We start from the raw sequence: 21,544 nt of genomic DNA, 5'->3' as shown, positions 1-21,544 counted from the left end.
TTACTACGCCTTCTTAGAAATAGTAGATTGTGAAATTGACTGCATCATTGATTTAGATTCCTCAATTACATGATTTAATGAATCTTCTATGTTTTCCGCAGTTAATTGCCCAGATAAATTTTTCAAGTAAACATCAAGCACTAGATTCATTGATACACCAGATAAGACATACTTATTAGTATCTTTAGGATTAGTTAAAATGCGCTTAGCTGCTATTTGGTATGGAGCGCCACCAGTCATGTCAGCAAAAACAATAACATTTTCATGTGTGTCTAAATACTGATCAAGATCTTGTGTAAATTTTTCATGTGTTGTGTGCTCATCTAGATTTAGACAAGTAACTAGTTCATCTGTACCAGCTACTGTTTTAATGTCGGAGTCAATTCCCATTGGAAAATCTCCATGACCAATAATGCAAATATCATATTTCATAAAACTACCTCAAGACTAAGGAACCAAGATACCCATGGCTGAAAGTGCAACACCAACAACTAATAACAACAAAATAATCTTATAAGCTGTCCACTTTTTCTTAGTAATTAACCAATAAACAAAGAAAATTAACAAAAGTGGCAACATATATGGCATAATCTTGTCCAAAAATGCTTGAACAGTAACTAACTGAGTCTTACCTTTAATTTGAGCTGAGTATTTTAAGCCTAAGTTAACCTTAACGAAGGAAACTGATAAACCAGAAATAACAGTCAAACCAACAGTACTAGCAATATCAGCTAAGGCAGCCATTCTATCGCTTAATGTGTCAATAATGCTTGTCCCAACTTTCCAGCCAAGATAGCCCATTAAGTTTCTAACACCGAAAGTAATTCCAAACATACAAATGAAGAACATAATTGGTGCATAAACAACACCTTGCAGAGCTAAAGATGCAAAAATTGTTGAGAATAATGGTGCTAAAGCAAATTGTGATAATGCATCACCAATACCAGCTAATGGTCCCATTAAAGCCATCTTCATTGCTCGTACGTCTTCTTCACTTTGACCACTGTCATACATTGCCAGCATTAAACTGGTAACAAAAGGATATGGCTGTGGGTTAGTATTGTAAAATTCAACGTTAGAACTAGCTACTTCTCTAAACTTAGCCTCATCACCTTTATAAATTTTACGTAATTCTGGCCAAATTGTCTTAGCAACACCGGTTCCCTGCATGTTGCCGTAATTTTGTGAGTTTTGTAAATAATACGATCTTAAAATTGAAATAAAATAATCACGTTTAGTTAAAACTGGTTTCCTAGATGCCATCTTCAGCGCCTCCTGCATTTTCTGAATCAACATTTACAGCTGAACCTTTTTTGTTGTTGTAGTAATTGTTTAAAGCAATTGCGATACCAACAAAAGTTAAACCAATAACTGGAATCTTTAAGTAAGCTACACAAATGTAACCAAAGACAACTGCTGGAATATATTCTTTTTTAAGCATTGTACTCATAATAAGTGCAAAACCAACTGCTGGAAGTAATCCACCGACAACTGTTAACCCATTCATGAGCCAAGTAGGAATTATTTGAACAAATGCTCTTAAAGCTGAGGTACTTAAAGTTGCAGCAAAGCCGAAGACAAAAGCAAACAACATGAATTCCCATAAAGTAACATTCGACATCAAATTAAACTTGCGATATTTTCCTTCTTTGATTGCTTTACGTGCTGATTCCATTGAGCCTGAGTTAATCGTAAAGATTAAAGTAATGATAAATGGAACTAGCATAGCAAATGGATAAGATAGAGTTAACGCAGCTGCTGGTGTCAATTTGTGCATCGTAATTGCTAAAATTGAGCCAACAATCCCTGGTCCTAACGGGTTAGGAGGAGTAGAACCACCAGGTCCAACTCCGAATCCCATAAATGCTAATTCAGCTGTTGCACCGAAAATAACTGCTGTCTTTAGATCTCCTAAAATAAGACCTACACCAAATGAAATAAACAAAGCACGGTTAGTATAAGTTCCCCATACTTGACCTGCAAAACAGAAGGCTGCCCATAAACCAACTAACAGGGCTTGCCAAATTGTAAAAGTCATTATTTTTCTCCCTTCCAATTATCAACATACTGATTCAGATTAAAATCTGAACCGACCTCATTACCAATCGGAGTTACCCGAGTATTGAAATCAATTTGATATTCATCTCTCATTTCTTTAAGAGCTTGCATATCATTTTCATCTACTGAGATATAATTGGTAACCTTAGTCTTTCCTTCTTTAAAGTGGATATTTCCCACGTTCAATTTCTTGAATGGCACGCCTCCCTTCGCTAACTTCAATGTATCTTCAGCTGTCTTTACAATAATAAAAATCTTCTGTCTAGGAGCAGCTTTAAAGATTTTATCGATTGTTTCTTCAATAGTGAAAAATCTAACACCAATTGAATTTGGCAATAATGACTTCATTAAAGTTTGTTGAATTGAACTTTGAGCAACTTCATCATTTGCAACAATAACCAAGTTTGCCCCCAAGTTTGAAATCCATAATCTTCCTTGACCATGAATTAGTCTTTCATCTAGCCTTACAGCAACAATATTTGGATTAGCCATTTTCTTCACTCTTTCTACCAAAAAATTTGCCAATCTTTATAAAATCTAATTAGAGATTCAAAATAAAAATAATCTCCCCATAAATTTCCTTCATCAACGCCTTTTCCCGAATGCCAGGAATAAACACCATGATCCAATAAAGGAGCACCAGCAATAAAATTGTTATTGGCATAATTATCAATGATTGATTTCAACATCTTATGAAGAACCATTTCATATTGAAATTTATTTTGATAACTTTCAGGCATATATTTAAGCATTTCAGCAATCCCGCAAATTGCAATTACGCCAGATGAAGAATCACGGGGTTGATCATCACCATCACCAAAAATTAAATCCCAATAAGGTACATAATCTTGCGGAAGGCGATTAATAAAGTAATTAGTTACGCCATTAAAAGTCTTAAAATCACTGGTAGTATGACGATATTTATAATGAAGTGGAATTCCATAAACCGCCCAAGCTTGACCTCTTGCCCAACTTGAGTCATCACTATATCCTTGACGAGTCGCTCCTCTTAAAGGCTTGCCCGTTTCCTTATCAAAATAATAAGTATGGAATGTCGAGCCGTTATCTCTAACAATTGTCTTTAAGACTTGGTCATAATGGGTATCCGCCATATGAGCATATTTAGGATCTTCTGTAGCTGAAGATGCCCAATAAAGTAATGGTATATTCATTAATGAATCAACAATTAAACGATAATTATCATTACCATCCATCTTGCCCCAAGCTTGAATAAATCCACCTTTTTCTTGATAGCGCTTGGTTAATTGATCTGCAGCCTTTATCCCAATTCTTTTAGCTTCTTCATCACCTGTAATTTTGTAATCGCTAACTACTGATGTTGTATACATAAATCCTAAATCATGATTATCCACAGCAATTTTTTTATCAATACGATTAGAAAATGAAGCAACGTTTCTCATAGCCTGCTTATAATATTTCGAATCATGTGTATATTCATAAGCCAGCCAAAGTATTCCTGTCCAAAATCCAGTAGTCCATTCAGTATTGTCCATCTTGGAATACTTACCATTGTTTGTATTAGGTCTTGGAAAATCGTCACCAAAATATTTCATGTTAATATCGATGTGCTGCAATACATTTTCAATTGCATGAGTAATTTCTTGCTTAGTTAAAAGAGTTGGAGATTTACTTAAGTCCATCTTTTTTATCTCTTCATACATTCTTTTACCTTTCCAAATAAGAAATCAAGTTTCTTTTTTATCCTTGCAAATAAAATATAACTCAATGAAAGCGATTTTACAAGTCATTTTTCAAATTATTTCTATTATTTGATTCCTAGTTGAAATGATAAGCTTTTTTAAATCGTCTAGCAGTAATTCGTCCAGTCGATATTGTGGTGTACTAACACTAATTGCACCAAAAACTTTGCCATATTTTTGAATAGCAGCCCCTACACAGACTACATCATCTTGATTTTCTTGAGCATCTAGTGCATAACCGTCTACTTTAACCTGAGAAATTTGCTTACGAAGTTCACTAATACTAGTAATTGTGCGCTTGGTTAGTGGTTTTAATTCAATTTTAGAAAAATATTCGTCTAGTTCGTGATCGCTCTTAGTAGCAAGAAGAGCTTTTCCCATTGCTGATGAATATAATTCCATTGCTCCACCTACATGAGAATTAAGGTTTACGGTTTGTGGACTATCAATTTTCTTCAATAAAGTAACACGACTATTTTCTTCAACACCAAGATTTATCGTTTCACTAGTTACTTTACTTAGTTCATTTAAATATGGCTCACTAATTGAAACAATATCAAAACTTTTTAACGCTTTGTTACCATAACCAATCATTCTTGAGCCCAAAGAATAACGTTTTCCCTCATGATCTTTTCTGACAAATCCAATATAATCTAAAGTTTTTAAGATTTTAAATACAGTTGGCTTAGGTATTACTGCTTTAGTTGATATTTCATCCAATGTCATCCCATTACTTGTATTCAATAACACATTCATAATTCTTTGCGCTTTTAACAGCACGGTACCATATAATTTAGTTGCCATTATTCTATCTCCTTAGGTTTCTTATTTTTATTTATGATTTATTATATAGCAATATTTTGATAAGACATTATATTTTTAAATATTATAAAGCAAAATATCCATTGCTAGATACCTAATATGGTTTCATTATTAAAATTTGTGCTCCTCTTTTAATTGAATTAGCATATAATTAAAAATAAAAAAACAGCTCATATTCAATGAGCTGCCTTTTTGTGTGCGATTAAAGTCTATTATTTTTATTTATTCTAATTAGTCGTGGTATACGCCTTCGGACCATTTCTTGTTTTCTTCATCAAAGAAATGGACATTATCCTTTTGGTCTGGATTTGGCTTAGCAATATGATCAATTTTGTTAATCAGTTTTCTATTAGCATCAGATGGTTCGTACTTAGCATTCAGGTATGAATCAACAATATCAAAAATAAAGTCACGACCCAACACAATACCACCAAAGCCCAAAATATTAGCGTTTAGTTCACGTCTAGCATATTCAGCTTGAGCAACATCACCAACCATGGCTGCACGAACGCCTTCGTTCTTGTTAGCAGCAGTTGAAATACCAATACCTGTACCACAAAGAACGACACCGAGATCAGCGCGGCCATCAGCTACATCTTCAGCAACTCTTTTACCATACATTGGGTAGTGTGTTCTCGTGTTATCGTGCGTACCTTCATCAATAACTTGGTAGCCTTCTTCTTTTAAATGGTCAGAAATAGCCATTTTTACTGGAGTAACGATATGATCATTACCCAAAGCAATTACCATATGCTTATCAATTTTAGGATCAACAAATTCTGGTTGTGGTCTATCATTATCAAACATTTTCAAAACCTCCTTAGATCATTTCCTCAAGCATATTCAAACGAATTTGGTGACGACCGCCAGCATATTCTGTATCAAGATAGTGTTGCACAATCGAGTATGCCAGTTTGTCGCCAACAATGCCGCTGCCTAATGCAATTGCCTTCGCACCATTGTGCATTGCGGTCATATGAGCTGTTCTTTCCTCATTAACATTAGCCGTAACCATGCCTTTAACCTTATTTGAGGCCATAGCAGAGCCAACACCATATTCGTCAAACATAATTGCCTTTTTAATCCCGTTATCCATTACCTCATGAGTAACTTTCAAACTTGATTCAACGAAGTCTTCTGCTGGCTCTGGCGTTACATCTAAAACGTCGTAATCATGGCTGTTAAGATAATTCTTTACCTTTTCTTTTAATTCAAAGCCATCTTTATCGCTACCAATAACAACTTTCATAGTTAATCTCCTCTCAGTAAAACTACTTGTAAACAGTTGTAAATTGACTGTAATGCTTTTCTACATCTGATCCTACTTCGCGATTAGTAATTAACCCATCCACATTCCGTAAATCATAAAACTGATGAAAGTCGCTATGATTTAATTTGGTATAATCTGCAACGACAAATTTACTTTGTGAACGGTCCAGTCCTATACTCTCAGTCTGACCTTCTTCCAAATTAGCTGTTGTCATAGAAGTATTTTTAATCCCATTTACACCAACAAAACCAACTGAAAATGACATGGTCTTTAGTTCGTTATTAGCTAGCGTGCCTAAAAATGCACCACTAATTCTTCTGTACGAACCACCAACCATAATTAACTCATAATCATTAAGATTGTTACGTGCTGCTTCAAAAACAGGTAGCGAATTAGTTACAATTCGCAGACGTTTAGTCTTAAGATTAGCAACCATTAATTCTAAAGTAGTGCCCGGACCAACATAAATAGAATCATTTTCATGAATCAAATTGCAGGCCCGCTTGGCAATCTCAAGCTTTTCCTTACTATGAATTTCCCGCTTTTGCTGGTAGCTCTTTTCATTTCTAGTTTGATCCGATATTAATTGCGCACCGCCATGAATTCGAGAAATTTTACCCAATTTATCCAATTCATTTAGGTCACGTCTAATTGTCATATCTGAAACTGTCAGTGCTTGAGCCAGTTCATCCACAGTAACAAATTTTTGAGTATTAATTACTTGTAAAATCGTTTTTAATCTTTCGCTTTTTAACATTGGTTACCTACTTTTTAAACTAGATTCAGCAACTAATTTAGTTCACCTTTAGTATAATTGTTCTTTTTTGTTTGTCAATGTTTGAATATGTTTAATTTTCAAAAAGTAAACAAAATCAAGTGCAGATTGTTGCTTTTTCTACACTACTTCTTACTAATTAAATATTTTAAAACAATTGTCTCACTTTAGCAGCAATTCAGAGCAAACAAATAGGAAGACTTAAACTAAAGTCTTCCTATTAATTTCAATATTTAAAACAATTGTTCCTTGCTCCACGCTGTTGTTCCCTTATCCGTCACAATTTGAACTTTAAAAGCATGTTGTTTGTTTGGCAACAGACCGTGAACAACTAACTTCGGCTCTTTAATTCCAGTGTAAAGCACACCGTCAACCTTAACATTATAAGTAACGCGGCCTAGACTCTCATCAGCGTATTGCCATGATAATGTTGTCGTTTGCACACTGCTGCTACTTAAATCTATTGGCGCCTTGGCTGCAACCTGCTTCTTTGGTAAACAATTTTCAGGTGTAACCGTTGTATCTACGCCAGTTAACTGCAGCTCAATTTTTATCTGACTAACATCAACTGCTGCTAACTTAATTCGCAAAAAAGTTTGTTCTAAATTATTACCTACTGCGGCCAAATACGGATTAGGCAAGTAATGCTTATCAAAGTAATAGACGTTACTATCCTGAACAAATTCAGTTAAACTTTCGGCTTGCTTCAAGTCACATTTCTGGTCATCTAGTTTAATGGCAATCCCATTTGGTAGCTTATTCATTTTAATTGCCAATTCTGTTGTTCTTTGGGTCTTCATCCCTTCATAATGACCAACTGTTGGCGCAATTTTAATTAATAATCGATCAGCTGCCTGCCCTGCTTCAATCGTTGTTTGAGCAAAGGCACCATCTTGATACTTGGCAGAAATACCGTCATCTTCATAAACCGTAATTTTGTTTTTCTTTCCAGGATAAATTTCAAACTGCCGTGCTTGTTTTGCCTGCAAATACTCCTTAGGTGTATTGGTCGCTGGTGCTTTAGCGATAATTGCACCTCCCTTAACAAAGACAGGCAACTTCCAAATAGGTGCCGCAAACTCATTTATGACCTGGCCGCCTTGATATGCTTTGCCTGTATAGTAATCAAACCAAATCTGCTTTTCATCAGGCAGGTAAATTCCGTTACGAATATCATTGCCCTTATCATCGGCAGCGGTATTTTGATAAATTGGTGCAACCAAAAAGGCATCACCCCACAAATATTCATATTTTGCCAAATCTGAGTAGCACTCGGGTAAATCTGGATATTCCAAAAATAGAGCGCGAACAAGCGGCTTACCAGCAACAACTGCCTCATGAGCAGCAGTATAAATATATGGCAGTAGCATTGTCTTTTGTTTCAAATATGCTCGATTAATCGTCGTAATTGGTTCTGAAAAGGCGAATGGATTTTTCGGATTAGCTCCCCAGCCATCCATATTCAGCTGAATTGGCGTAAAAGCCTTCCATTGATAGTCGCGCGTATTTACCACAGAATTACTTCCAAGATAAATGCCATCCATATCAGAACCCACATTTGGTTGACCAGACAAGCCCTCGCCAATGTAAGTCGGTATTTGAAAGCGAATGTACTCCCACTGGCCACCTTTTTGATCACCAGTCCAAACAGCGGCAGTATTATGTGTACCTGCCCAACCATCCATCGTAATAATAAAGGGACGTAAATTTTTCCCCTTAATTTTTTTAATCATTGCCGCAGCAGTCTGCGTGCCATCAAGACCAAAAGAATAACCGGCACCGACCCAAGCCATATCAGTCTTCAATGCCGTAACTCCAGCTGCAAGCTCTTGTTCAAAATCGCGATCGCTTACCTTAGGGTGAGCTGGATCTACTGGAGATAAACTTTGCTGGGTCCACAACCCAACTTCCACACCGCGACTGTTTGCATACCGAATAAAGTCTGCTAAATTTTGCAAATTTCCCTGCAAGGAATCGGTCTGCCCATAACCAGCGCCATAGCCATCATTGGGTAAAAACCACCCTAGCGGCATATCGTTAGCCAAATATTGGTCGAGCATCCCGCGCGCGCTTAACAAATAAGCAGCACCACCCTGTTCACCATTTAAAGTTTCGCGAATTGCCTGCCCTTTTAATTCTTCCGGCAACTCTTTAGGATGATATTCCCGATAAAAATTTCCATCCGGATATTTAATCGCACCCTTTTCCTGTGGGTCCGCCTTTACCCAATAATCACGATTATAAGCATTCAAGTGTGCTTCATAAAAGCCAAATATTGGTAGTAACAGCGGCAATCCCGTTAACTCTTGATAAGTATGAATTAACTGATACGGTGTCGGTGCAAAAAAGTAAATAGCATCAAAGCGGTTTTCTTCGTGCTTCGTAGTTATCAGACCCGGATTTTCACTTGCAAAGTCGTATTCGCCGCGTGTAAAGGTATAACGCAAAACACCATACCCAGCAGTTGACCAATAAAATGGTGCCGGTGACGCCACGCCTTGATCCAACCAATTACTGGTGTTGGCAACTATAATCCGTTGCCGAGACAAATTAAAACGGCCATTCTGCGTTCCACCACCAAAATAATTAGCCGTATCATCTGCTTGTAAAAACTGGGTGCTGCCATCAGCGCTGACGCTAACTGGACACGCCTCCTGCAAAACCAACTTGTCATTTACCCACACACTCATCGCACCGGAATCTTTAGCAAAATTAATCTTCATGTCGTCAGTCACAATTGCCCAATTAGCAGCAGTTTCTATCACACTACTATTAACTGAATGAGAGCCATACTCATCAACTGCCGGTGCCAAAATTTGGGCATGCAACCCCGCCTGTGATTGCTTCGGCGGAGCATATTGCCCAGTTGGATCAACATAATAACGAAAAATATTGGCCGCAAGTAAATAAACTCGGGCAACCATCCCACTAGCATAGCTAACTTCATAAAAGTTATCTTGCTTCAATATATTAATAACCATTTAAACCAGCACCCCTTCTCATGTTCGCTTTGTTAATTTTCATTTTAATTTAAAATAAAATCAATATTTTAAGTATTAGCATTCTAAATTAATTATCTAATCTGCATTATACATAATTACCGCAAATAATAAAATTAAATTAAAAAATATATTGTATTTTAATTTAATCGCTGTTATTATTTATAAAAATAGAAATTTACTTTCATTAAAATAATATCAGATAAGGCAAATAATTATGAAGAAAGATAGATTTGTTAAATATTTGGGCACAGTTTTGCTAGCAGCTATGGCTTTAACCGCTTGCGGTAAGAGCAATACTAGTTCGAATACTAACGCAACACAAGAAGTCGACAAGTTAAAAACAACGGTTCCTGCAAAGCCCGTCAAGCAAGGCGGCACACTGAAAGTCGCCCTTGAAACAGACACACCATTTCAAGGAATTTTCTTAGATGAAATTTCAGAAAATACGGTTGACTATTTAGCATCCCAATTCGGCGATGAAACCTTGTTTTACTACGATAATCATTACAAGATTAACAACAAGGGGCCAGCTACACTTAAGATTAATCGCCAAGATAAGACAATTACGGTAACTGCCAAAAAGGGCGTTAAGTGGTCCGACGGTAAACAAGTTACTGCCAAGGATTTAGAGTATTCTTACGAAATTATTGCTAACAAAAAGACTAATTGCGATCGTTACACTGACCAAATGGCCAACATTGTCGGTCTCAAGCAATACCATGATGGCAAGGCTAAAACAATTTCGGGAATTACATACCCAGATGGCGAAAATGGCCGCAGCATTATAATTCACTTCCAAAGGATGTACCCCGGAATGTACAATGCCGGCAGTAATTGCTACAGCGAAACGGCTGCTCCTTACCATTATTTGAAAAACGTGCCGTTTGATAAATTACAATCCAGCGATCAAGTTCGAAAAGAGCCGCTCTTCTTTGGGCCCTATAAGGTGCAAAAGATTGTCCGGGGGCAATCAGTTACTTGGGTGCCAAACAAATACTACTGGCGTGGCAAACCAAAACTGGATAAAATTTTGACTTCAGTTATCTCAACTAATTCCGCTTCTGAAGCAATTAGGAGTCATAAATTTGACGTGATTAACGTCATTAACACTCAGTGGAATCAAGTCAAAAAGACCAAGGGCTACAATTTCGTCGCTCAAATCCAACTTGTTTACTATTACCTCGGCTTCAAGGTCGGTAAATGGGATAACAAACAGGAAAAGAATGTTGTTGATAAAAACAATATTATGAATAGCAAGCCACTCAGACAAGCAATGGCTTACGCAATGAACGTTGACCAGGTAGATAAGCGTTATACACAAGGATTGAAGTTCAGAATTCCAACCTTAATTCCGGCCGGCTTTGGCGATTACTTTGATAAAAATGCCAAAGGCTACACCTTCAACCTGAAAAAGGCCAACGAAATTTTGGATAAAGCTGGCTACAAGAAGAAGGGCAAGTGGCGCACACAACCTAATGGTAAGCCACTTAAGATTAACTTCATGGCAATGAGCGGTAATGCCACCCAAGAGCCAATTATTCAAAATTACTTGCAGCAATGGCACAAGATTGGTTTGAACGTTAAGCTTCTGGGCGGCCGGCTTACTGAACAAAACTCCTTCTACGATAAATTAAACAAAGACAACCCTGACGTCAACGCCTACATTGGGGGCTTCGGCTTATCGACTGAACCTTCACAAGCTAACTTATACAGTGAAAAATCGCTGGGCAACTACTCAAGATTTGCTACACCAGAAAATACACGCCTGATTAATGAGATGGATGCGCCAGCTTCCTTCAATCACAAGCATCGGGTTGAAGTCTTCCATGAATGGCAAAACTACATGAATGAGGAAGCCTACATCGTTCCCCTTGACAGCCAATATACAATTACGGCAGTTAATAATAAACTGACCAACTACTCTGTTGACCCATCAAAATGCGCCAACAAACATCCAATTTGGTATGACATCGGTTTTGCCAAATAAAAGCAACTTTAAGGAAAAATATTATGAATAATACAAAAAATCAAGTTACAGCAAAGGAATTTTTTAATAAAGTTTTATCAGGAACAGCGACAGGAATTATCGTTGGCTTAATTCCTAACGCCGTATTGAGCGCAATCTTAAAATTGTGCGGTACCAATGCTTTTACGCTTGGTTTAACCCATGTTTTACTAGTTTTCCAAGTAGCAACCCCACTATTGATCGGTGCGCTAATTGCCTATCAATTTAACTTTGCACCAATTGATATTGCCATTGTTGCGGGTGCATCCTACGTTGGCTCTGGCGTTACCCAATTTAACGCCCAAGCGATTAATCCCGCAACCAAGCAAGCCGGAATTTTCATTTCATCTGGTACCGGTGACTTGATTAACACGATGATTACTGCAGCTATCGCCGTCTTTCTCACAATGCTAATCGGTAATCTCTTTGGCTCTGTCAAAATCGTGTTGAGTCCAATTGTCGTTGGTGGCGGTTCTGCCTACATTGGCTTCCTGCTTTTGCCATTTGTCAGCAAAATCACTACGGGCTTAGGTGCGATCATTGCTTCCTTCACCAAACTGCAGCCAATTTTAATGTGTATTCTAATTTCATGGATGTTTGCTCTCTTAATTGTCACACCAGTCTCAACAGTTGCCATTGGAATGGCTATTCAGCTTAGCGGAATCGCTGCTGGGGCTGCTGCGATGGGAGTTGCCGCAACCACAATCGTGCTGGTTGTTCACTCATGGAAAGTTAACAAGGCCGGCGTTACCATTGCTGTTGCCCTCGGCGCCATGAAGATGATGATCCCTAACTTATTTAGACATCCAATTATCATGCTCCCAATTATCATCACTTCAACAGTGTCCGCGCTGCCGGTAGCCTTATGGCATATTTCTGGAACTCCAGCTTCAGCCGGCTTCGGTCTTGTTGGAATTGTTGGTCCCCTTGCTTCCCTTGACGCTGGTGCTAGCAGCATCAATTTACTATTGGCTCTGCTTGCTTGGTTCGTCATCCCAGCTGTTACCGCTCTTGCCTGCCGCTTCATCCTTGATAAAATGCTGCATGTTTACGATGAAAAAGTGGATTTTGCTTACTTAGGCGAATAATTATACAAACAAAACACGTTCTCAGTTAATTAATCTGAGAGCGTGTTTTTTGCTAATTAAAATTACTTTTTAACTTCTTGGGCAATCTTCTGGTACTTACGAACAATGTTGTAGTCACTGTCTTTGGAAGGAATGTAACCTTCTTGGTCATAAACACTTTCAATTACCTTCTTACCAGCCTTAGACTTACCAATCGCGATGAAAGCCTTAGCCAGTTTTTCACGAAAAGCCTTCGGCAAACTTGGAATTACGGAAATTGTGTCATTAGGTACTGGTCTAGTAAAGTAAATTGGTACCACTTGGGACTTAACTTTCGGGTTGTCTTGCAAAACGTTGTTACGAGCATCTTCAAAGACAAATGCCGCATCGGTGTCACCACTTAAAACGTTCAAGACCCCTTGATCATGGCCAGTAACTGTAACTAACTTACAATTCTTGGTAACGTCAAAGCCCTTCTGCTTTAACTCCGCAATTGGGAAAATATACCCCGTTGTTGAAGTTGGACTTTGAATGGAAATCGACTTGCCTTTTAAGTCCTTCCAACTCTTAATCTTGGAATTTTTCCTAACCAAAATTTCTGAGCGCAGAGTATGGACTAGTTGCTTAGTCCACGTGCCACCTGGCTCCTTTAAGCCGTAACGTTCCGATTGTAATAAAACATCGGCAGCTCCTTGCTTATGTGCTTGAACATAGGCATCAGCAGGTAAGAAGCCAACATCAACCTTCTTGGATTTCATTGCTTCAATCACAGCATTGTTGTCGGTTGAAACCGTAACATGAACAGGAATACCCAATCGTTTAGACAACATCTTTTCTATTGGTTTAGCACGGCCTTCCATCTTGTTAGCTGCAACACTAGGGACAAATTGGACATTTAGTGACTTCGGTGCTGCACTATTACTCTGCTTCTGACTGCCGTTGCCACATGCACTTAACATAATTGTAGCCAGCAATGCCACAGCAAATGCTGATAACCTTTTGAAATTACGCATAATTACCTATTACCTCCCAAAAACTGCCCACAAAAAAAGACTTACGGCTAATTATAAATGTAAAAAGCACTAAGTCCTTTAGTTTGGATATTATTGAAAAATTGAACGAACTGCCTAACTCGATAAAAAAGTGAGACTGCCAGAATTAAAATTGAAATCGAAACGATTTTAATGTTTGGCATAGCTACCACCCCTTTTTACTCAAATTCAGCCATAGAAAATAATAACAGAAAGTATTCATTTTTAAAAGGAAAATTTGTGTTATTTTTAACATTTTCGTATTATAATTCTCATGAGTTTAGTTGTGAGTATTAATTGCCCGTGACTAATGCACATGTTATAATATCGTTGTAACTAAAAAAGAAGCCCTATTGGGTAGGACTTCTTAACATGAGTTTCCGCTTAAAAAGCGATGACTTAACAATATTTTGATAAATAACCGCAATTGTCTGCGAAACTAGAGCGGTTATTTGTTTGCTTTGAATTTCTTCAAAGTGGTCCTTAATTCAACCAACGCTTTGATTAAGTCAGTAGCCTTATTAGTTAACTTAGTTAAGCTACTAATAATTTCTACCTATACCAAAGTAATCATTGCAATTGACAAACCAAGAGCAATAACAGTATCCATGGTGGATACCTGACTAATCCTTCCTGCCAGATTCTGAACTTAATAGTTGTTACACCATAAGCACCACTTCCTTAAGTTAGAAATTAGTCACCGCTATCTATTCTTACTCATGTTCGAATTTAATTATAGCAAAAGTCCGATACTTATTGATAAGTAACTTAATAATTATTCGTTTGCAAGTATTGATTGCCCATGACTAATGCACATGCTATAATGTCGTTGTAATTAAAAAGAAGTCCTACTGCAAATAGGACTTCTCTACGTAGAGCCGTCTTCAAAGGACGGTGGCTACAGACATATTTTTTATACGCCCTGTAACTGTCAAGTTATTTCTCAGGGCGTTTTTTGTTTACAGTTATTTCTTGCGATTGTCGATGTACGTCAACAAATCAACGAGAAATGTAACTGATAGCAACACGATTGTTGCTACTTCGTAACCACTCACAAGTGACCGACCTTTCTACTAAGAGATTGGAGTATTAGTCCAGTAAATGCCATAAGCATCATCTTCTTTCAAACGGTAGCCACCGCCCTTTTTAACTTTTCTACGTTTCTTAATTATAGCAAAATTATTTTTATATGAATATAGCTTTTATAAAATATCATTTTGACACAAAAAAGCGGGCATAAAGCCCGCTATATAAACAACCGTTTCACTCCAAAAGATTTTTTGGCACATAGCTTAAAGCTGTGCACTATTTTTAGTGCAATTATACCTTTATTAAGTATAATAATTATTTATTTGGTAATTCCATTAATTCTTCATAACTATGGTCACATTCTTCCACTATTTATGTTGTAACTAATCATTATTATTTCTTAACTAAAGGAGGCGAAACAAGATTCGCCCTTCATATTTATTTAGACCATACTTTTTGTTGATGATAGCCTGCTTGACGCAACCAATCTTCTACTTCATCAGCTATGTAATATGCTCTACCACCTTCTATTTGGTGATACGGCATGCCTGCTCTTCTAAATTTATATAGTAGAGTGGTACTAAAACCAAGAGTACGACATAATTCTTTACCGTTCAGGACTTTCATCATTTTCAACTTCCCCTCTATCATTAGTTAAACTATAACACCTTTAATTTAAATATCTAAAAATAGAATATGCACACTTATTAATAAAATCAAGGAAGATAACAAATCTATAACATATCAATTAAATAAAACTCATTCATCGCCTATAAATGAGAGTTTAATTATCCACTATTCGTCTTTATATGAAGGACTTTGAAAAATAACTATTTCTGTTCCACTATCAATTAATTTTGTTTGTAATAAGGTCATTTTAATTTGGCCTATACCATAATCCAAATGTTTTTTAAAGTCTGTCATACAAACATAATTATTAGGCCTATTACGGTATTCAGTCAAAAATAAGTACCCAGAATAGCCTTGAACTGTTTCAAACTCTACTAAATACTTCCAATTAATTTTACTGTTTCGAGTTTGCAATTTTCTAAATTTAAAAATCGTATTGCTTTTAGTAAACAGATCATTTATCTGACTTAAAATTTCCAAACGTTCGATAATATTATCAAAAAATACAGATCTGTTAATATTAGAAATGTCTATTCTGCCAGACACAATTTTGTCAAAAATATCGGTTGCTTCACCTCGATAAATATCACGGACATCTGCTAACTTGTGCAAGCCAGCCAAATGATAAAAATCGCTTGAGTCAAAAAGAAGAGTTATAATTTCACTTTTACCTTTTCGACCCAATACCATTTTAATTTCTTTGCCCAGTAGCTTTTCATACTCTCTTGCAGCAGATATTAATAAGTCTGTTTCAGATTCTACAACCATTATTCAATAATCTTTCAAAAAAATAGGAACTCTTACGAGTTCCTATACTTATTTACAAATAAGAATGTTTTCTATTGGCTCGAGGTGTTCACATACAACCCTTCAAAGACTCCTTGAGAAAGTGCAATTAAGTCCAACCCACCTAACTCAAATCTACATCTAACAGATACTCTAGTTACCTGTTTTCAAATATTATATTACATGATTTTATAATATAAAGCAAACAAGTTAGGTTGTTAGCGTCAACTTTTTGTGGATAATAATTTTTTAGCGAAAAACTCTTAAATTACTTTACTTTGTAATTATCTCCATTAACTATTATTGCTTGAGAATTATTAATAGCAATCAAGTTAAGTTGATCTTTATAAGTTTTAAAAGTTTCTTGAACACTATCAGTAAACGGTGGTTCAATAAAATGCGGCAACGTATAAAAATCGGTAATATTCAATCCCGTATAATCTTTTAAATCAGGAGCAATTTGTATATCATCCATAATTTTGTTGTATTCAATGCTAGGTGCCAAAATAATTGCACCAGCTGATTCACCAATGTAAGGAATACCACTATTAATTTTATTGATTAATAATGGCAAAAGATTTTTTCTTTTTAACTCTTGTAATAAATAAAATGTATTTCCTCCACTAATATAGATCATATCAGCTGCTGATATTTTATTTGCTACGTATTCCGTATCTTCTTTGTCTATGTTTAATTCGTCAATTTTATAATGCAAGTTAGTTAAGGCCTCGCGGCCCTCATCAATATATCCAGTATATTCTTCAACATTACCAGCAGTTGGAATAAACAAAACCTTGTTAGTTTTTACGTTACTAGTCTGAATGAAAGTTTTAAATTGTTCAACAACTCCAGCAAAATAAGAGCATAAAAAAATTTTCTTCATTTTTCCTCCAAATATTTACGTATTTTTATCAAAACGGGTTTACCCTAAATTCTTGTTTTTAACTAAATGAATCTCACGATCAAACATCTGTCTCATATAATCATTAAGACTGTGAGCAATAAAAATAACTGTTTGTTCACCAGAAGTAACTTCACGCAAAATTTCAATTGTTGCTTGTTGATCAATAGCACTTGTTCCTTCATCAATCAGAATAATTTTACTTTGATGAACTAGTGCCCGAATTAAAACAATTTTTTGCCTTTGTCCTCCTGAAATATTCAATTTGTTTAAATTAATTCTCGTATTCAAACCTGTGGGAAAATTTGAAACATCCCTTGCAAACTGAATTCTTTCAATCAGTGGTGTTAATTTAGATTTTAGACATGCGTTAAACATTGTCATATTGTCAGCAATACTTCCTGGAAACAAAACTGGTGCTTGGGAAATATACCCAACTTTACTCATATTCGGTATGATTTTTTGTCCTTTTTCATTTCTAAATATCACTTTACCTGTTGTAGGTGTAATTTCACCAAGTAAAATTTTTAGTAAGCTAGTTTTACCGGCACCAGAATCTCCAGTAAGCAACACCTTCTCACCCTTTTTAATATTAATGTCCGGAAAAGTTAGTCGCTCACCATTAGGAAACTTAAGACTTAAATTTTCTGTTATTAAAGAAACTGGCGTCCCCACGCTCTTTTCCTGTTTTACCGAACTTTGTGTGGCAGAATCTGCAATTTGTTTATTAAGAGACTTACTTCCCTCAATTCGTCCGTAAGCCGCAATCATTTGTTCAATTGAGCTAGCAAGATAATATTGACAGTCCCCCACAACAATCCAAGCACCAAATTGAACGTGATGATTTATAATCAACCATCCCGCTAGGATAAAAAGTAAAAAGCTAAAACTTTCCGAAATTAAACCATTAATTACTACTAAAGTTTGTTGCAAACCAACTTGTTTAACATTGGCATCTTCTAACTTTTTAGAATCTACCTGGATCACTTTAAATAATTTAGCACCTGCTAAATATCGACGTAATTCTGCTAATCCAGACAGCCATTTTTCAAGGCTATCAAGGTAAATTTTATTAGCACTAGAAATATGTAATGTTGCCTTTTGTAACTGCTTATTCAATAATTTAGGCAAGATTAACGAAATAATTGTCATTGCAATACTAATTACCAGCAATAACCAATGAAAGTTTAGCAACAATAGGAAAGCAAAAACAAAAAAGCTAATGTCCATAATAATATTGCACCAAGATGCAAAGTAATCCCAAGTTACTTGTTCGATATCATTAGTTAAACGATTTTGTACTTGTGAAACTTGGTGATCAGCTTGATCATCAAAATAATGCTGAACTATTTTACGGCGCAAAGCTACGCTATATTCTTCCGCCTGTTTTGTAAATAATGAATTAAACCAGCCTTGAGTAAAATAATCAACCAGTGAAACTAGCGCCATAATTGCAACTAGCCAAAAAGCAAATGGAATCTGCCATTTTTTTACGGCTGTTGTTATTATTGCAAGCAATCCAGTATTAACCAGATGCATCGCTGGAAAGAAAGCCGCTGTGAAAATTATCAGAATACAACGTAATGGATTTTGCTTAAAAAAATCTTTAATCGTCATTATTTTGCACCTTCTTTAGCTTGTAAATTAATTTGATAATCAAATTGTTGCATTAATTTCGGGCTAAAATTATGTGCTATCAACAGTAAAGTTTGCTTAGTTTGCAATAATTCATGAACAATTTTAGCAGTTGCATTACTATCAATTGCGCTAGTTGCTTCATCAAGTAACAACATCTGTGGTTCACGAATTGCGGCTCTAGCCAAAACTATCTTCTGCTTCTGACCACCTGATAAATTATCTTGATCCAAATTAACTTGCGTTTTTAAACCAGCAGGAAAGTTACCTAAATCAGCAGAAAGCTGCATTTTTTCTGTAACTTTAGGGACTTTCTCAACTAAATTGTTAGCAAACATTGTAATGTTGTCCGTAATACTAGTAGAAAATAAACTGCTATCTTGAGCAATATAACCAACCATAGCATTTTGCGGACTAATTACTTGTCCATTATCCGTTTGATAAATAACTTGTCCTTGCTGTGGTATCAACTCACCCAATAAAACTTTTAATAATGTAGATTTACCACTACCAGAATCTCCAGTTAGCAATACTTTATCACCAGCATTAATTGTAAAATCAGGGTAGGCGATTTTCTCACCATGTTGATACTCGACTACCAAATTTTTAACTTGAACACTATTAACCGGTACTACTTGTGGTAGCGAAATAAACTGGCGTAATTTCCCAGTTAGATCACGCAACTGCTTAGTTGAATTAATGGATGTAATTGCATCAACTATGTCCCACAAGCCATTGAAAATATTCGAACAAAAGCTAGTAGCAATAACCCAACTACCAAAATCAATTTGATGGTTAACAAGCAAAACAAGTGCATAGCCCATAATTCCAATTTGTCCAAGCGTATTACCAATCCCATTAATTCCAATCGCAATGCCATGCAGATTTTCTTTTTTGATATTTGCTTGAGCTAAAGCTTGACTAGTGCGATCCAATTCCTTATTCATTTTTGAAAAAACGTGATAACGCCGTAATTCAGTTAAGCCTTGAAACCAATTACTAATAGTTTCAAGCAATTCTGAATTTTGCATCGCTGCAGTGGCAGTTGCCGTTGATAACTTTTTTTTCATAATTTTTGGTAATAGAAATACAATAATCGCGACAATGATAGTTGCTAAAATCAAACTCCAATGTAGTGTAAATAAGGCACTAATCGATAGCATAATTACAAGTAAAGATTGCACAATAATAGACCCAGGCTCTAAATAATCAGTCGTTAAAATTTTCATATTACTGCTTAATTCATTTTCTATTTTAGAAATTTTATCCTGACCATTTGCATAATAATGGCGTAAAATTTCATCTCGTACTCTATGGATATACTCCTGCATCTGCTGATTAAACTTATAAGTTGCCACCGCAAGTAATGCAGTTGCCATAAATTTAGTAACAGCTTGAGTAATTATCCAAAACAGAAAATTAGAAAAGTTCTGGTTACTAATCGCATTTATCGCATATTTAAGTAAATATTGTGATCCAGTGCTTGAAAATGAACTAAAAATATAAATAACTAAAATTAAAATAGCTCTTGGTTCGTTGACTCTAATGATTTCTTTAATACTCAATAAATTCCCCCTTGTTTTATTTTTTAATTAAACACTAATATTTACTTATTAGCAATACTTTAATGTTGTGAAAATATTAGTACAACTTTAAGTTAGCAAAAAAGCATTATTATAAAGCAAGTTATTTTAATATCTCACGGGTTTAATTATATTCAGAAAAAGTAATATCAAGCTTAATCCACATCCAATTTGAAAAACATTACAATTAAGCAAGTTATGTAGTTCCGTTATTAAAAATGGCGAAATAAATTGTCCTAAAAAGATCATAGCTTGACCAATACTTAAATTACGATTACTTGAGTTAATGTTTGAGATTGAAATAATCTCTTGATTGAATAATGGTAAGGCAATACCGAGACTAAATCCACTTAATGCTGCACCAATAACAAACAGCATTAACGAGTTTTCCAAAGATAGAAATAACATTGAACAAGAAAACATAGTAAATAAACCAATTAAAACGCTCTTATTTTTAAGACGATTTCTACTAAATAATAAACCAGCGATAACTCCTAGAATAGAAATTAAAGCCATTAATCCTCCCGTTATCAGCGAATTATTAATTTTAAAATACTCTTTAATAGCATAGCCAAGATTAGTGGGAACAATAAAATAGATAATAGTAGTTATTAGCATTTCACCTGCAATAAATAAAAATTCAGGTTCAAAACTAGTTTTGTCAGATGCCAATTTTCTTTTAGACGTCATAGACTCATCTTTTAAAAAGCTGAAAACTAGGCAAAGTGGAATTAGTGCTAAAAGATAAAGATAAAAAACAAGGTGCCAATTTAATTTAGCTGTCAAACCCGCATATAAAACGGCCAATACTGTACCACCATTATTTAAAGCTCCAGCATAGCTTAACATTCGTTTGCGTTCAGCATCTTGATAGTTGGAATTAATTAATTCAACTGATAAGTCGGCTATAATTCCTAATCCAACTCCAAGAACTATTCTACTAACAATAATTAATGTAAAGTTAGCAGTTAATACTGGTAGTCCTCCGCCAAAAGAATATAAAATCAGCCCGATAATTAATTGCTTTTTACTTGAGAATTTTGTACTAACTTTAGTAGCCAAAACTTGCCAAAAAATAACACAAATAGACGGGATTGTAACTAATGCTTGTATCCAAAGTTTATTAACTTGAGGAAAGGCTTGACTGATGCTTGGCAAAGCTGGGGATAATGCTGCTCCAGCAAGTAGTGTAAACAGTGATAGAGATAATATAGTAAATTTCTTCATTT

At 35.6% G+C, this 21,544-nt stretch carries 19 protein-coding genes; 2 read left to right on the top strand and 17 right to left on the bottom strand.

Annotation, left to right across the window (positions count from 1 at the left end):
- Positions 1-3: 3 nt before the first annotated feature.
- The 10 genes from PT287_RS08595 to PT287_RS08550 form a co-directional block, all read right to left on the bottom strand.
- Positions 4-432 (bottom strand): PTS fructose transporter subunit IIA, encoded by a 429-nt coding sequence (locus tag PT287_RS08595; RefSeq protein WP_277134233.1) that lies wholly within the window; start codon positions 430-432, stop codon positions 4-6.
- A 15-nt stretch (positions 433-447) separates the two neighbouring features.
- Entirely contained in the window at positions 448-1,263 is an 816-nt protein-coding gene (locus PT287_RS08590) for a PTS system mannose/fructose/sorbose family transporter subunit IID (protein ID WP_277134232.1), read from the bottom strand.
- Positions 1,253-2,038 carry a PTS sugar transporter subunit IIC gene (locus tag PT287_RS08585; protein WP_277134231.1) on the bottom strand — a complete coding sequence of 262 codons (786 nt, stop codon included), beginning with the start codon at positions 2,036-2,038 and terminating at the stop codon, positions 1,253-1,255. Before PT287_RS08585 ends, PT287_RS08590 begins: the two co-directional genes overlap by 11 nt.
- Positions 2,038-2,550, bottom strand: a complete 513-nt coding sequence (locus PT287_RS08580) for a PTS sugar transporter subunit IIB (protein ID WP_277134230.1) — start codon at positions 2,548-2,550, stop codon at positions 2,038-2,040. Before PT287_RS08580 ends, PT287_RS08585 begins: the two co-directional genes overlap by 1 nt.
- A 14-nt stretch (positions 2,551-2,564) precedes the next feature.
- Positions 2,565-3,719, bottom strand: coding sequence for a glycoside hydrolase family 88 protein (locus PT287_RS08575; RefSeq protein WP_277134229.1), 1,155 nt, complete (start codon positions 3,717-3,719; stop codon positions 2,565-2,567).
- Between the two features lie 111 nt (positions 3,720-3,830).
- A complete protein-coding gene (locus PT287_RS08570; RefSeq protein ID WP_277134228.1) occupies positions 3,831-4,583 on the bottom strand; it encodes an IclR family transcriptional regulator in 753 nt (250 codons plus the stop codon).
- Positions 4,584-4,832: 249 nt separating this feature from the next.
- Positions 4,833-5,351: a galactose-6-phosphate isomerase subunit LacB gene (gene lacB / locus PT287_RS08565; RefSeq protein ID WP_277134328.1), complete on the bottom strand. Its 519-nt coding sequence runs from the start codon at positions 5,349-5,351 to the stop codon at positions 4,833-4,835.
- Positions 5,352-5,421: 70 nt separating this feature from the next.
- The gene (gene lacA, locus PT287_RS08560; protein WP_277134227.1) at positions 5,422-5,850 is read right to left on the bottom strand and encodes a galactose-6-phosphate isomerase subunit LacA; all 429 of its coding nucleotides are present in this window, start codon (positions 5,848-5,850) and stop codon (positions 5,422-5,424) included.
- 22 nt (positions 5,851-5,872) lie between these two features.
- Complete coding sequence (locus PT287_RS08555; protein WP_277134226.1) at positions 5,873-6,628, bottom strand: DeoR/GlpR family DNA-binding transcription regulator; 756 nt, start codon at positions 6,626-6,628, stop codon at positions 5,873-5,875.
- A gap of 251 nt (positions 6,629-6,879) precedes the next feature.
- On the bottom strand, positions 6,880-9,627 hold the full coding sequence (locus PT287_RS08550) for a TIM-barrel domain-containing protein (protein ID WP_277134224.1): 2,748 nt from the start codon (positions 9,625-9,627) through the stop codon (positions 6,880-6,882).
- 235 nt (positions 9,628-9,862) lie between these two features.
- Between PT287_RS08550 and PT287_RS08545 the strand changes: the two genes are divergently transcribed.
- Together PT287_RS08545 and PT287_RS08540 are read left to right on the top strand one after the other, a co-directional pair.
- The gene (locus PT287_RS08545; RefSeq protein WP_277134223.1) at positions 9,863-11,635 is read left to right on the top strand and encodes an oligopeptide ABC transporter substrate-binding protein; all 1,773 of its coding nucleotides are present in this window, start codon (positions 9,863-9,865) and stop codon (positions 11,633-11,635) included.
- Between the two features lie 23 nt (positions 11,636-11,658).
- Positions 11,659-12,741: a PTS sugar transporter subunit IIC gene (locus tag PT287_RS08540; RefSeq protein ID WP_277134221.1), complete on the top strand. Its 1,083-nt coding sequence runs from the start codon at positions 11,659-11,661 to the stop codon at positions 12,739-12,741.
- Between the two features lie 62 nt (positions 12,742-12,803).
- On the opposite strand, the gene PT287_RS08535 is transcribed toward PT287_RS08540, so the two are convergent.
- The 7 genes from PT287_RS08535 to PT287_RS08505 all read right to left on the bottom strand — a co-directional run bounded on the left by PT287_RS08535 (position 12,804) and on the right by PT287_RS08505 (position 21,542).
- The gene (locus PT287_RS08535) at positions 12,804-13,733 is read right to left on the bottom strand and encodes a phosphate/phosphite/phosphonate ABC transporter substrate-binding protein (protein ID WP_277134219.1); all 930 of its coding nucleotides are present in this window, start codon (positions 13,731-13,733) and stop codon (positions 12,804-12,806) included.
- A gap of 1,485 nt (positions 13,734-15,218) precedes the next feature.
- On the bottom strand, positions 15,219-15,410 hold the full coding sequence (locus PT287_RS08530) for a hypothetical protein (protein ID WP_277134218.1): 192 nt from the start codon (positions 15,408-15,410) through the stop codon (positions 15,219-15,221).
- A gap of 165 nt (positions 15,411-15,575) precedes the next feature.
- Positions 15,576-16,178, bottom strand: coding sequence for a PBECR4 domain-containing protein (locus PT287_RS08525; RefSeq protein ID WP_277134217.1), 603 nt, complete (start codon positions 16,176-16,178; stop codon positions 15,576-15,578).
- 286 nt (positions 16,179-16,464) lie between these two features.
- Positions 16,465-17,079 (bottom strand): Type 1 glutamine amidotransferase-like domain-containing protein, encoded by a 615-nt coding sequence (locus PT287_RS08520; protein ID WP_277134214.1) that lies wholly within the window; start codon positions 17,077-17,079, stop codon positions 16,465-16,467.
- A 39-nt stretch (positions 17,080-17,118) separates the two neighbouring features.
- Positions 17,119-18,714, bottom strand: a complete 1,596-nt coding sequence (locus tag PT287_RS08515; RefSeq protein ID WP_277134213.1) for an ABC transporter ATP-binding protein — start codon at positions 18,712-18,714, stop codon at positions 17,119-17,121.
- A complete protein-coding gene (locus tag PT287_RS08510) occupies positions 18,714-20,297 on the bottom strand; it encodes an ABC transporter ATP-binding protein (protein ID WP_277134211.1) in 1,584 nt (527 codons plus the stop codon). The genes PT287_RS08515 and PT287_RS08510 overlap by 1 nt, the downstream gene beginning before the upstream one ends.
- Before the next feature lie 126 nt (positions 20,298-20,423).
- Complete coding sequence (locus tag PT287_RS08505) at positions 20,424-21,542, bottom strand: MFS transporter (protein WP_277134209.1); 1,119 nt, start codon at positions 21,540-21,542, stop codon at positions 20,424-20,426.
- Positions 21,543-21,544: the final 2 nt, after the last annotated feature.

It is taken from the genome of Lactobacillus sp. ESL0679 (genome assembly GCF_029433515.1).
Classification (GTDB): Bacteria; Bacillota; Bacilli; order Lactobacillales; family Lactobacillaceae; genus Lactobacillus.
This window is presented reverse-complemented; position numbering and strand designations above follow the sequence as displayed.

Coding starts and splice junctions, on each gene's coding strand:
- PT287_RS08585 (WP_277134231.1), bottom strand. CDS start 2,038: ATGACTTTTACAATTTGGCAAGCCCTGTTAGTTGGTTTATGGGCAGCC.
- PT287_RS08505 (WP_277134209.1), bottom strand. CDS start 21,542: ATGAAGAAATTTACTATATTATCTCTATCACTGTTTACACTACTTGCT.
- PT287_RS08555 (WP_277134226.1), bottom strand. CDS start 6,628: ATGTTAAAAAGCGAAAGATTAAAAACGATTTTACAAGTAATTAATACT.
- lacA (WP_277134227.1), bottom strand. CDS start 5,850: ATGAAAGTTGTTATTGGTAGCGATAAAGATGGCTTTGAATTAAAAGAA.
- PT287_RS08590 (WP_277134232.1), bottom strand. CDS start 1,263: ATGGCATCTAGGAAACCAGTTTTAACTAAACGTGATTATTTTATTTCA.
- PT287_RS08530 (WP_277134218.1), bottom strand. CDS start 15,410: ATGATGAAAGTCCTGAACGGTAAAGAATTATGTCGTACTCTTGGTTTT.
- PT287_RS08545 (WP_277134223.1), top strand. CDS start 9,863: ATGAAGAAAGATAGATTTGTTAAATATTTGGGCACAGTTTTGCTAGCA.
- PT287_RS08520 (WP_277134214.1), bottom strand. CDS start 17,079: ATGAAGAAAATTTTTTTATGCTCTTATTTTGCTGGAGTTGTTGAACAA.
- PT287_RS08515 (WP_277134213.1), bottom strand. CDS start 18,714: ATGACGATTAAAGATTTTTTTAAGCAAAATCCATTACGTTGTATTCTG.
- PT287_RS08595 (WP_277134233.1), bottom strand. CDS start 432: ATGAAATATGATATTTGCATTATTGGTCATGGAGATTTTCCAATGGGA.
- PT287_RS08550 (WP_277134224.1), bottom strand. CDS start 9,627: ATGGTTATTAATATATTGAAGCAAGATAACTTTTATGAAGTTAGCTAT.
- PT287_RS08535 (WP_277134219.1), bottom strand. CDS start 13,733: ATGCGTAATTTCAAAAGGTTATCAGCATTTGCTGTGGCATTGCTGGCT.
- PT287_RS08540 (WP_277134221.1), top strand. CDS start 11,659: ATGAATAATACAAAAAATCAAGTTACAGCAAAGGAATTTTTTAATAAA.
- lacB (WP_277134328.1), bottom strand. CDS start 5,351: ATGGTAATTGCTTTGGGTAATGATCATATCGTTACTCCAGTAAAAATG.
- PT287_RS08570 (WP_277134228.1), bottom strand. CDS start 4,583: ATGGCAACTAAATTATATGGTACCGTGCTGTTAAAAGCGCAAAGAATT.
- PT287_RS08580 (WP_277134230.1), bottom strand. CDS start 2,550: ATGGCTAATCCAAATATTGTTGCTGTAAGGCTAGATGAAAGACTAATT.
- PT287_RS08525 (WP_277134217.1), bottom strand. CDS start 16,178: ATGGTTGTAGAATCTGAAACAGACTTATTAATATCTGCTGCAAGAGAG.
- PT287_RS08575 (WP_277134229.1), bottom strand. CDS start 3,719: ATGGACTTAAGTAAATCTCCAACTCTTTTAACTAAGCAAGAAATTACT.